Source organism: Rahnella perminowiae (assembly GCF_019049755.1).
GTDB lineage: Bacteria > Pseudomonadota > Gammaproteobacteria > Enterobacterales > Enterobacteriaceae > Rahnella > Rahnella perminowiae.
In genome coordinates this window covers 19,095-31,019 of sequence record NZ_JAFMOS010000616.1, presented here as the reverse complement: position 1 = coordinate 31,019, position 11,925 = coordinate 19,095, and the positions used below count along the sequence as shown (strand labels likewise).

Below are 11,925 nucleotides of genomic sequence, written 5' to 3'. Positions count from 1 at the left end.
ATGAAATGGTTAGCAAAAGACTAAGGGTTTTTCTGACGGGGGTTTTAGTGCAACCTATGCCGCAGATTTTTATCCCATAGGTTTTTGATATATTGCCCCGTCTGTTAATAGATCGGCAATATGGCGCGTTTAAGGAAGATTCAGTGAAACGTAGTGTAATGAGTGTTTTATCTTGTGTATTGATGTTCTCCGCAGGCAGTGCGAAAGCTATCGCACCACTGGATTTCCCTGTCGTGCCACCGAGCATTGACGCAGCGTCTTTTGTGCTGATGGATTATGCCAGTGGTGATGTGCTGGCCGCCGGCAATCCGGATGAACGCCGTAACCCGGCCAGTCTGACCAAACTGATGACCGGTTATGTCATTGACCGCGCGTTAGATCATAAAAAAATCACCATGGATGACGTGGTGACCGTTCCGCAGGAAGCCTGGGTCGCCGGTAATAAAAGTCTGGCCGGTTCCTCACTGATGTTCCTCAAGCCGGGCGACCATGTCACCGTACGTGACCTGATCCGTGGCATTATCATTACTTCTGGTAATGACGCCTGCGTAGCCATGGCTGATTACGTGGCGGGCAGCCAGGATTCATTCGTAGGAATGATGAATCAGTACGTGGTCAGCATGGGCCTGACCAATACCCATTTCGAGACGGTACATGGCCTGGACGCGCCGGGGCAGTACACCACCTCTTACGATCTGGCGAAACTTTCCCGCGCCATTATCGGCGGGGAACCCGAGGAATATCATATGTATGCCGAGAAGTCGCTGACATATGACAACATCACTCAGCAAAACCGTAACGGACTTTTGTGGGATAAAAACCTGCAGGTGGATGGCCTGAAAACGGGTCACACCGAAAGCGCCGGTTTCAACATTATTGCCTCTGCAACACAGGGTGACCGCCGTCTGATCGCTGTTGTGATGGGGGGTAAAAGTGCAAAAGGGCGCGAAGAACAGGCGCGCAAACTGCTGACCTGGGGTTTCCGCGAATACACCAGTAAACAGATTTTCAAAGCTGATCAGACCGTTTCCAACGAACACGTGTGGTTCGGTGCGAATTCACAGGTCAAAGTCGGTTCCCTGAGTGATGTGTTTATCAGTGTGCCGCAGGCCGATGCCGATAAACTGAAAGCCCAGTATGTGCTGAGTAATCCGCAAATTGACGCACCGTTGAAGAAAGGCCAGGCGCTCGGCAGTATCAATATTGTGGATAACGGCAAAGTCATCAAAACCGTGCCGCTGGTAGCGCTGGAAGATGTTGCCCAGGGCGGGATCATCAGCCGTGCGATTGATTATGTGAAACTGAAAATCTAAGTGCTGTCCCGCTTGTCAAAACGCAAAAAGAGCCTGCCCGAAAAGCAGGCTCTTTTTTTGCACCTGCTGCACCACAGGTGAACATTCTGCAAGACCGGCGTGACATCTTTATGACTGTCGGTCGGACAGGGCAGGTGTAATTACCTGAAAAACCTATCGAATCAATGTGGCATGTTTGTTGCTGAGAACTTATTTCTTGCTAGCAATGTTAAAAATCTTTGGCTGGCGTTGACAGGAAATAAGGGAGACGACGAATGACAACATTGAATATGCCCATGACAATCGCGGCTGGCGCACGGTGGCGGCAGTTAGTGCTGGGGCTGATTTGCATGGCGGCGATTTCCAGTCCGCAATATGTCTGGACTCTGCTGACTAAACCGCTCGCGCTTAAACTGGGGGTTCCGCTGGCAGAGTTACAGGTTACGTTCTCGCTACTGATTATTCTGCAGACCTTCTTTTCTCCTTTTCAGGGCAGCCTGATTGAACGTTTTGGCCCGCGGAAACTGATTTCAATCGGCACGCTGTTATCAGGGTTCAGTTGGGTACTGGCCTCACAAGTCAGCAGCATTGCCGGCCTTTATCTGGTCTATGGCTGCATCGGCGGACTGGGTACCGGCATTGTTTATGTCGGTGTCGTCGGGTTGATGGTGCGCTGGTTCCCGCATAAACGTGGTTTTGCGGCGGGAATGGTGGCAGCCGGATACGGCATGGGGGCAATTCTGACCACGTTCCCGGTTTCGACGTCACTGACCAGTCGCGGGCTGGAAAGTACGTTGATCGTCTTTGGCGTTATTTTCGCTGTCATTGGTTTTTTGGCCAGCCAGGGATTACGGCTGCCGCCGTCGCTCAGCGAACGTCAGGATGTGCCGGTCATGGTTACGGAAGGCAAACAGTACCGTCCGAAACAAATGCTCAGGCAGCCCCTGTTCTGGCTGATGTTTTTCATGATGGCGATGATGTCGACTTCAGGGCTGATGGTCACATCGCAAATGGCGGTGTTTGCCCATGATTTTGGTATCACGGAGGCGGTGGTGTTTGGCATGGCTGCATTGCCGCTCGCACTGACCATTGACCGTTTTACCAACGGGCTGACACGTCCGCTTTTCGGTTTTATTTCGGATAAATTTGGTCGTGAGCAGACGATGTTTATCGCATTTGCGCTGGAAGGCTGTGCGATGATTTTATGGCTGATGTGCCGCGACAATGCTGTCTTGTTTGTTCTGCTCTCCGGTGTGGTATTTTTTGGCTGGGGAGAAATTTTTTCCTTGTTCCCGTCAACGCTGACCGACACCTTTGGCAGTCAGAATGCCACAGCCAATTATGGCTGGTTGTATATGTCGCAGGGCATAGGATCCATTTTTGGCGGCCCGCTTGCGGCACTGATTTACCAGCACAGGGGAGGGTGGAACGTTGTATTCACCTGTGCCATCACGCTGGATTTTGTCACGGCCATTCTGGCACTCTGGGTACTGAAACCCTGGCGCGCCCGTTTTATGCAGGCAGCCCGTGACTGAATAACTTTAAACAGCAAAAAGGCACCCTTTCGGTGCCTTTTTGATATTTATACTTTCCTGTCATAACTTCACATCAAATTTCCCGGCCTGATAATCCAGAATTGCCTGGTTAATTTCCTGTGTGGTGTTCATCACAAACGGCCCGTGTGACACCACCGGTTCATTGATTTTATCGGCATGGCCGTACAGGAACGTGGCGTCATCTTTTGCGGTAATGATGACGCGATCTTCATTGTTATCCAGCTCAATCAGATGCCAGGCTTGCGCCTCGTCACCCTCAATCGTCAGGCGGCCTTTCACGGTATACAGAAACACCTGTCGCGCAGCGGGTGCCGGTAAGGTCACTTCACTTCCCGCTGTCATTTCTACCGTCATCATGGTTACGCCGGTGAGTGAAGCGATCGGGCCGGTGACGCCTGCTACGCTGCCGGAAATCAGATTGACCGTACCCTGACCTTTGCTCAGCGGGATCTGCGGGATTTCGTTTGCCTGTAAACCAACATAGCCCGGTGCTGTCATTTTCAAACGTGAAGGGAGATTAATCCACAGTTGCAGGATTTCCAGTTCGCCACCGTTACGTTTAAACGATTCCGGAGACAGTTCAGAATGGATCAGGCCGGAACCGGCTGTCATCCATTGCACACCGCCGGGGCCGATAATACTTTCATGACCACCGGTATCGCTGTGTGCCAGCTCACCACGGAGAATAAAGGTCACGGTTTCAAACCCGCGGTGCGGATGCGGACCAAACGGCAGACCGAGATTATCCGGTGCATACACCTGCGGACCGTGATGATTGAGAAACAGGAAAGGGTCGAGTTGTTCGAGCTGCGGTCCGGGGACTGGCCGGCGGGTTTGCAGATCACGAATATCATCGCGATAAGCTTTATATTGCTGAACAATTTTGCGGGTCATGGTGATGCTCCGGGAAAACATTGGGCTTTTTACGAAGACTAGCGAGGTTTTATGATGTTGTCACAGATGAATGTTAATAAGCTGTAATTCAGGAGAGCTCTGAGGGGCGACCGGCTCACGGACGCCCCGGAAACTTCAGAATACTTTGGATGAAAAATCAGTTTTCACTTCGCTTTCGATATAAGTATTTAATCCCCAGCCAGCACGCGCCAGTTCCTTCATCTTTTCAAGATGTTCAGGGCCGGGATGACGGATGTCATAAAGATAAACGTGATTATTTTTAAAGCGGACTTTAATCGAATTGGCATCAATCTGGAAGCTGACAACCTGTGAATCACCGCTTTTGTTGGCGTAATTTTCCATGCTGCATCCTGTTAGCTAAGCCTGATTTCGGGCGACATCCTCTATTAACCACGTCCGGGCTTTACTTGCAGGGCGACAGTTCACAGTTTATCCAACTCGCTGAAAACTTAGCGTATCTGTGTATGAATAAACTAGCCTTTGGGTAATTTAAGCCCTGCGGCGGCTGTCGCGAGTCGCCTTGTCTCAATAAAGGAGGCCATGTTTTTTTTGGCCTGCTCAACGTGTTTCGCGGATGCAACACGGGGAGAACCTGATAAAAAGGGCGGTTCAGGGTCGTATTCCATTTGCAACTGAATACCTTGCGCTATGTCGTTGCCATAAATATCGGCAATGACATTTAAAGCGAAATCGATGCCTGATGTTACTCCCGCACCGGTAATCCTGTTGCGATCCCTGACCACGCGTTCATTCACGGGCTCGGCACCGAGTAAAGTAAGCTGGTCAAGCGAAGCCCAGTGGGACGTGGCTTTGTACCCCTGTAACAGGCCAGCTGCGCCAAGCACAAGAGAACCTGTGCATACGGAAGTCACCAGCCGGGCATTTTCACTTTTATGGCGAATAAAAGTGAGCGTCTCATCATCGGACATCAGTTTTATCTGGCCGGGTCCACCGGGGATGCAGATGACATCCAGTTCAGGGCAATTTTCAAATGTATGGGTGGGTAAAATACGCATGCCCCGGTCAGACGTCACGGGATCCGACGTTTTCCAGATAAGATGGATTTTGGCCCCCGGTGCTCTGGCGAAGACTTCAAACGGCCCCGTCAGATCCAATTGTGTAAGTTGCGGAAACAAAAGCATGCCGATTGATAAAGCCGGAAAGTCGCTCATTTACTGCTCCCTGTTTGCCGGACATCTGAGGCCAGATTGACAAAGAAAGTGATTAAGCAGAGTAGTCAATTAACATCCGGATGGCTACATATCCCTCCCCGATTTTTCGGGGAGGGATGCAACAGGCAGTTGTCATGTTTCTTCGCGATTATTTCAGCAGAAATGAGTGATCAAAGGTACCGGCGACGTTCAGTGCGACGGGCAATAATCCCTGCGCATGATAGAAATCCGCCGTTTGCTGTTGCTGCGTCTCGGTCGTGGCAACTATTGGTTGCCAGTAGGACTGACGGCGCTCGAACCCAAGCTTCGCGGCCTCCAGCGGGAAACCGATGATTTTCGCCAGTTTTTCGCTGTACGTATCCAGATTTTTATACGCCCATACCTGCGCATCACTCAGACGTTGCAGATAATCAGCGATGGCCTCGCGTTTAGCCTTATCTTTCAGTGCCGTATCCGTCGCAGCAAGGAAGCTGTTACCCGACCACAAACCGCGACCATTGACTAAAACACGCAGGTGATCCTGCGTTTCTGCGAATGCAGTGTAGGGCTCCCAGGTCGCCCAGACATCCACAGAACCTTGCGTCAGCGCCAGCTTCGCATCACTGGGTGGCAGGAAGCGGAACGTGACGTCTTTGGCGCTCAGTCCGGCAGAGGCGAGGGCTTTCAGCGCAACGAAATGGCCTATGGAACCGCGGTTGGTCGCGATACTTTTGCCTTTCAGATCCGCCGCACTTTTGAGCGGGCTGTCTGGTTTTACCAGCAGCGCGGTGCCGTAGGCGTCTGACTTATCCACGGCGATGGCTTTCACCTGCGCACCTGCGGCTTGCGCAAATAACAGCGGCGCATCGCCGATAATACCCACATCCACCGCCTGCGCATTCAGCGCTTCTGCCAGCGGTGCGGCGGCCGGGAACTCTGACCATTCAATCTTATACGGCAGATTTTCCAGCTTATTCGCTGCTTCCAGCTGTGCCCGCATGTTGCCTTTCTGATCGGCGACCCGCAGGGTAATTTGTCCGGCACTGGCAGCAAACACGGCGCCGGTCAGCGTGACCAGCAGAAAAAGATTTCTCACATTCAGTCGCATCGGGGTTCCTTAACTCAGTGCGGTAACGGCGGTGTGTTGTCGGGCTTCACGGGCAGCGATTTTCTGCTTCGTCAGCGGGATCAGGATTTTGCCGTATTCGACGGCGTCGTTAAGGGGATCAAAGCCGCGGATCAGGAAAGTGGTAATGCCCAGATCGTAATATTTGAGCAGTGCATCGGAAACCTGTTCCGGCGTGCCGACCAGGGCCGTAGAGTTGGAACCGCCGCCAATCAGCCCGGCGATGCCAGTCCACAGGCAGGAATCCAGACGGTCACCCTGCGCAACGGCATTGAGTAAACGCTGAGCACCCACACTTTGTGGTTTAGCTGCCAGCGTCTGACCTTTTTCAGCCTGCTGGGCTGTTGCTTTCGCAAGGATTTCATCGGCTTTCGCCCAGGCTTCTTCCTCTGTTTTACCCAGGATCGGGCGGAAGGAAATACTGAAGTTGATCGCCCGGTTGTATTTTGCCGCTGAGGCTTTCACGGCTTCCACCGTTTCTGCGGCACTGGCCAGTGGCTCTCCCCATAACGCAAACACGTCGGCCTGTTTGCCCGCCACGCGGATGGCATCATCGGAAGATCCGCCGAAAAATACCGGCAGTTTTTTCTGATAAGGTTTAATGGCGGAGAAAGCATTTTCCGCCTGATAAAACTCGCCCTGATGATCAAAACCGGTTTCTGAATACCAGCTCTGTTTCAGCACATCGATATATTCATCCGTGCGCTGATAGCGGCCGGACTTCGCCACGAAATCGCCGTCACGACGTTGTTCCGCATCGCTGCCACCGCTGATAATGTGCACCGCCACGCGGCCATCCAGCAGATGATCGAGGGTCGCCAGCTTTCGCGCAGCCAGCGTCGGTGCGACAAAGCCCGGGCGATGAGCGAGAAGGAAATGAATGCGGGATGTACTGGCCCCGGCATGCGCGGTGACCAGAAAAGCATCGGGCTGGTCGGAGGCATAAGCCACCAGAATACGGTCAAAACCGGCATCTTCATGGGCTTTGGCGAAATCAGAAATGTATTTTTTATCGAAAATGGGACCGGTCGGCGGGATGATTTCAGAAGCCAGACGGTGTCCGATCATACCAATAAATTGCACGCTCATAGGCTGTCACTCCTCGTGATGAGGCCAGCGGATGACATTCTGCGCTGGCAGGAGTTATCACCATAAACGGCAACTTACTATGTGAGAAATTCATTATCTTCATAAGCTAATATGAAAAATGTGCATCACCGGGGCGGGGGAGTGACACCCCGGCCGGCCTTAAGGCCAGTCCGGGGAGGCAGGCATACAGAAACGGTTATTGTTTGCGTAAATGCTCAGCATTCAGCACTATTTCGTGCCCTTTCTTTTCGGTGCGTCCGCTTAAACTCACCAAATCCGCAGGGGTAATTTCCTGACCTTCCCAGGCTGATTTCTTAATAAACACATTCATCGTGCCGGTTTTATCACGGAAAATATACGTATCTTCACCGGTCTTTTTAATTAAATATCCTTCAATCGTCACCCAGTTGAGCGACTGTGTTTTCTGGATATTGGCAACATTATTCTCATGGGCATCCTGCGTGCCACGCTTACCGCTGTCCTGTTTTTGCTGAGGCGGGGGCGTGTCGTCACTTTTAAATCCGCCACCGGTATCGGCCATAGCCTGTGTATTAATAGCGAATGCGGCCAGCAAAATAATAATCCATGATTTCATCATCAGTTTCCTCTGCTTATTTCCAGTAATAAAAAGCATGGCAGAAAATAACTATTTTGCCCGCAAACGGGGATGTTCCAGATTATTCCCCAAAACTGTTCGCGCTGTGCAGCGGTAAATCCAGCCCGTGAGCAATTGCTGCCGCAAACGCATCTATTGCCGGTACCTGACTTGCAGGAACGTTAGGATAAATCAGCCACAACTGGCTGCGGGGGGCGAAATCTTTCAGCGCATACAATGTCAGTTCCGGACGTAGTGCATGTTTTTCGACCAGAGCGCGTGGCATCAGACCGAGGCCGCGCCCTTCGGCGATAAGGGATAACTGTAAGGTAGTGCCAAATGCCTCAAGGTTAATGAGCAAAGGTAAACCCTGTTCTGTCAGCGCGCGTTGCAGGGCGGCACGGAAACCACAACCCTGCGGATTGAGGATCCACCCTTGCTGATAACAATCTTCCAGACGTTGTGGTTCAGCCTGTGCGGCTTTCGGGCCGACAACCACTAAATCGACAGTGCCGAGCGGCTGGCTTTCGACACCCTCCGGGAATTGCTTACTGGCGGGGAACAGCACGACCGCCGCTTCCAGTTCCTGCTGCTGTACCCGTAACAACAACTCTTCGCCCCAGCCACTGGAAAGTCGTGGCTGGATTTCCGAAAACTGTGCAGACAGGGTTTTCAGGGCGGGTAACAGACTGCTTTCACTCAGACTTTGTGGCACGGCCAGGCGCAGAAGTCCCGACGGCGGGCTGTCGGCGGCCACCAAATCACTGAGCGCATCCACTTCACGTAAAATATGCCGGCATTGCTGATAAACACGGTTGCCCATCAGCGTCGGTTTCAGGGGCTTGGTCTGGCGGTTGAGCAGCGCAATACCCAGCGATTCCTCAAAATTTTGTACCCGACGGGTAATTGCCGGCTGGGTCAGCCCCAGCTCATCAGCAGCCAGCCGGGTCGATTGCAGGCGGATAACAGCAACGAAAGCAGTCAGGTCTTCAATTTTCATGGGCACTCAGTGTCAGGATTAGTCATAACGTATCCGGGCAGAATAAAACAATTTTATGCAGGAAGCTGGATCCCGATGCACATTTTTATGTGTGATTTGCATATTAGCTTATCCATAAAATGAATTTTGGTTGCATCTGCCCGGTGCTAGCCTGTGAAGAAAATCATGAGACAGGAGCAAAGCGATGACCCCTTTACAGCTCGCGCCGCTGAGAGAGTTTCTGGCGGATTTCACCCGGCTGGTACAGGAACCGCATGAGCAGACGCAAATACTCGCGCAGGGAAGCCATCTGCTGGGCAGGCTAATCCGTGAGGATAACTGGTTGCCGCATGAGTTTGCGCAGCCGCATCCCGGGCATTATCAGCAATATCTGTTGTATGCCGATCCCTTGTCGCGCTTTTCCGTAGTGAGTTTTGTCTGGGGTCCGGGGCAGAAAACACCGGTACATGACCATCGCGTCTGGGGGTTGATAGGAATGCTGCGCGGCGCAGAAGTCAGCCAGAATTTTATCCGCCACCCGGATGGTACCCTGCAGCCCGAAGGAAACGCGGTGACGCTGCAACCGGGGGATGTGGAAAAAATCGCGCCAGATCAGCTGGATATCCACCAGGTCAGCAATTTTTATCAGGACCAGGTATCGGTCAGCATTCATGTTTATGGCGGTAATATCGGCGCGTTATCACGGGCGGTTTACCTGCCAGACGGCACAGAGAAAACCTTTATTTCCGGCTATTCCAGCCCGCATCTTCCCAATATCTGGGACCTGTCAAAAGAGAAAAATCATGTCTGATTCAAATTCGCTGCCTTTACGTCACTTTTCCGAACTCCGCGAAGCCCTGCTCGCCGGTCAGGAGGTGGCGCTGGTTGACCTGCGTGAGGAAGCGGCATTTGCCACCGGGCATCCGCTGTTTGCCGCTAACCTGGCCCTGTCTAAACTGGAACTTGAGGTGCAGGATCGCATTCCCAACCGCCATACACCGGTCACGCTGTATGATAACGGCGAGTTTTATAATGTGCAGCGCGGTGAGCGTAAAACTGTGCGGGCGGCTCAATTACTCAAATCGCTGGGGTATCAGGATATCGCGTTGCTGGCTGGCGATCTGGCGGGCTGGAAAGAGGCGGGCGGTGAGATATTTACGGATGTGAATGCGCCCAGCAAAGCCTTCGGGGAATGGGTTGAACATCACTACCGCACACCGTCACTGAGCGCGGAGCAGGTGCTGGCGTTGCAACAGCAGGGCGCCAATATTGCCGTACTGGATGTGCGCCGGTTTGATGAATTTCAGGTGATGAGTATTCCGGGCGGTGTGAGCGTGCCGGGAGGCGAACTTGTGCTGCGCCTGAAAGATGTGGTGCCTGATGAAAACACACACGTGATCGTTAATTGTGCGGGGCGTACCCGCAGCATTATCGGTGCTCAGTCACTGATTAATGCCGGATTTACGCAGCCGGTGTCTGCACTGCGTAACGGGACAATTGGCTGGACACTGGCGCGACAGAAGCTGTCTCATCTGCAACATACCCAGTTTCCTGCGCTGACTGAAACCTCCCGCAGATTCGCCTTAAAAGGCGCACAGACACTGGCTTTACGCGCAGGCGTGCGTTCAGTGACACTGTCACAAATAAGTGACTGGCAACGAGATGAGACGCGCACGTTATACGTGTTTGATGTGCGTACTGCAGAAGAATTTCGTGCCGGGCACCTGCCCGGGGCGCGTCACGTTCCGGGCGGCCAGCTGGTTCAGGAAACCGATCACTACGCCAGCGTTCGCGGCGCACGTGTGGTGCTGGTGGATAATGATGGTGTGCGTGCACACATGGCGGCTTCGTGGCTGGCACAGATGAACTGGGAAGTGTATGTCGCGGAAGTTCAGCCCGAAGATCTGACTGAACAGGGCGACTGGAAATCCCGGGTTGCACCTGCACCGGCAGTGGAATCCATCAAACCGGAGCAACTGTTGGGCTGGCTGAGTGAGGGCAATACCGGCGTTATCGATCTCACGACCAGCGCGAATTTCCGTAACCGGCGCATACCGGGAGCAGTCTGGACCACGCGGGGGAATATCCCGCAGATTATCGCCTTACAGCCGGAGAAAGAACGTTGGGTTGTCACCTGCACCAGCGGTTTACTCGCACGTTACGCTGTCACGGAATTGGCTGAATTAACCGGCAAACCGGTGTACTTGCTGGAAAGAGGCACGGTGGGCTGGATTGATCAGGGGCTGCTGCTCGAACGCGGTGATTCTGTTTATCTGAGCGATGTGCAGGACAGGTATCGTCGCCCATACGAAGGCACGGATGTCAGCCCGCAAGCGATGCAGGATTATCTGGACTGGGAATACGGGCTGGTCGGGCAGTTAGAAAAAGACGGAACGCATGGTTTCAGATTACCGGAAGCCTGAGGCTGAGGCCTCTGCGTGAGGAACGCAGAGGTTCAGTTAGTTTTTAACGGCGGCCGCGCGGATGCGTGCGGGCTGTCCAGTCGTATGTTGCAGAGGTGCTTGGAACGGCTTTATTACGGCGCTTTTCGGCACGCGCTTTCGCAGCGACTTTTTCTTTTTCTGCCATCAATGTATCGATGTAGTCATCTTTAATCCGGTTATTTTCCGAATTCGTCAGCTCACGGCCCTGTGCTTTACGGGCTTTATCCAGCAGAGTTTTCAGCTCACGCTGTTCGCTTTCCGTCATATCTTGTTGGGTCAGTCTTTTCATTTTTACTGCATCCTGTGAGGAAAGTGGCTACCAGTGTAGTCGAAATGACCGCGGGAGTCGCTGCAACATTTTGGGTTGCCACCTAAACACCCCCTGTTGCTGCGCGGTGGCCTCCCGCCGGGTTACTCATCCCGATCAAACCCTCACTGCAAGTGAAAAGCCGTCCCGTCATATCCGGTCTGAGATCACTGTGAATCCTGGCTCGTCCCGGTCTTAGGACTGGCTGCTGAATTATCACCTGCGTCTGCAGTTTTGGTATAAACAATCTTCTGACTGTCATTACCGCAGTGACCAACCACCTGACCACCGGCCTGATCGGCCTGATCATTGGGCACGATATCCAGTTTAAATCCTGATTCAGGCAAACCGTTTGCCACGATTTTCTGGGTAATGTCCGCTTTCACGCTTTCACAGGAAGCCTGTGCTACCAGCGGTGCGAGCATAACGACAGCCAGAGCCGCCAGAAGTGTCTTTTTCATCATTCATTCC

13 protein-coding genes are annotated in these 11,925 nt (G+C 52.8%); 4 read left to right on the top strand and 9 right to left on the bottom strand.

Features of this window, described 5'->3' with window-relative positions:
- Nucleotides 1-143: 143 nt before the first annotated feature.
- Entirely contained in the window at nucleotides 144-1,313 is a 1,170-nt protein-coding gene (locus J1785_RS20715) for a serine hydrolase (RefSeq protein WP_129951316.1), read from the top strand.
- Nucleotides 1,314-1,567: 254 nt separating this feature from the next.
- Nucleotides 1,568-2,827, top strand: a complete 1,260-nt coding sequence (oxlT, locus tag J1785_RS20710) for an oxalate/formate MFS antiporter (protein ID WP_217220477.1) — start codon at nucleotides 1,568-1,570, stop codon at nucleotides 2,825-2,827.
- A gap of 60 nt (nucleotides 2,828-2,887) precedes the next feature.
- Here oxlT and J1785_RS20705 read toward each other — a convergent pair whose 3' ends face one another.
- The 7 genes from J1785_RS20705 to J1785_RS20675 form a co-directional block, all read right to left on the bottom strand.
- Nucleotides 2,888-3,742 carry a pirin family protein gene (locus J1785_RS20705; protein WP_217220476.1) on the bottom strand — a complete coding sequence of 285 codons (855 nt, stop codon included), beginning with the start codon at nucleotides 3,740-3,742 and terminating at the stop codon, nucleotides 2,888-2,890.
- Between the two features lie 135 nt (nucleotides 3,743-3,877).
- Nucleotides 3,878-4,105 (bottom strand): hypothetical protein, encoded by a 228-nt coding sequence (locus tag J1785_RS20700; RefSeq protein WP_015697366.1) that lies wholly within the window; start codon nucleotides 4,103-4,105, stop codon nucleotides 3,878-3,880.
- Between the two features lie 131 nt (nucleotides 4,106-4,236).
- Complete coding sequence (locus J1785_RS20695; protein ID WP_129990704.1) at nucleotides 4,237-4,935, bottom strand: DJ-1/PfpI family protein; 699 nt, start codon at nucleotides 4,933-4,935, stop codon at nucleotides 4,237-4,239.
- Between the two features lie 148 nt (nucleotides 4,936-5,083).
- Entirely contained in the window at nucleotides 5,084-6,022 is a 939-nt protein-coding gene (locus J1785_RS20690; RefSeq protein WP_217220475.1) for an ABC transporter substrate-binding protein, read from the bottom strand.
- A gap of 9 nt (nucleotides 6,023-6,031) precedes the next feature.
- Nucleotides 6,032-7,129, bottom strand: coding sequence for an LLM class flavin-dependent oxidoreductase (locus tag J1785_RS20685; protein ID WP_217220472.1), 1,098 nt, complete (start codon nucleotides 7,127-7,129; stop codon nucleotides 6,032-6,034).
- A gap of 196 nt (nucleotides 7,130-7,325) precedes the next feature.
- Nucleotides 7,326-7,727: a NirD/YgiW/YdeI family stress tolerance protein gene (locus J1785_RS20680; protein WP_165383683.1), complete on the bottom strand. Its 402-nt coding sequence runs from the start codon at nucleotides 7,725-7,727 to the stop codon at nucleotides 7,326-7,328.
- A 79-nt stretch (nucleotides 7,728-7,806) separates the two neighbouring features.
- Nucleotides 7,807-8,724, bottom strand: coding sequence for a LysR family transcriptional regulator (locus J1785_RS20675; protein WP_129951309.1), 918 nt, complete (start codon nucleotides 8,722-8,724; stop codon nucleotides 7,807-7,809).
- A 184-nt stretch (nucleotides 8,725-8,908) separates the two neighbouring features.
- Between J1785_RS20675 and J1785_RS20670 the strand changes: the two genes are divergently transcribed.
- Together J1785_RS20670 and J1785_RS20665 are read left to right on the top strand one after the other, a co-directional pair.
- A complete protein-coding gene (locus tag J1785_RS20670; RefSeq protein WP_217220469.1) occupies nucleotides 8,909-9,514 on the top strand; it encodes a cysteine dioxygenase family protein in 606 nt (201 codons plus the stop codon).
- Entirely contained in the window at nucleotides 9,507-11,126 is a 1,620-nt protein-coding gene (locus J1785_RS20665; RefSeq protein WP_217220467.1) for a rhodanese-like domain-containing protein, read from the top strand. Before J1785_RS20670 ends, J1785_RS20665 begins: the two co-directional genes overlap by 8 nt.
- Nucleotides 11,127-11,169: 43 nt before the next feature.
- Here J1785_RS20665 and J1785_RS20660 read toward each other — a convergent pair whose 3' ends face one another.
- Complete coding sequence (locus tag J1785_RS20660) at nucleotides 11,170-11,436, bottom strand: YjbD family protein (protein WP_015697358.1); 267 nt, start codon at nucleotides 11,434-11,436, stop codon at nucleotides 11,170-11,172.
- 185 nt (nucleotides 11,437-11,621) lie between these two features.
- The gene (locus tag J1785_RS20655) at nucleotides 11,622-11,915 is read right to left on the bottom strand and encodes a DUF1161 domain-containing protein (RefSeq protein ID WP_129951306.1); all 294 of its coding nucleotides are present in this window, start codon (nucleotides 11,913-11,915) and stop codon (nucleotides 11,622-11,624) included.
- Between the last annotated feature and the right edge of the window lie 10 nt (nucleotides 11,916-11,925).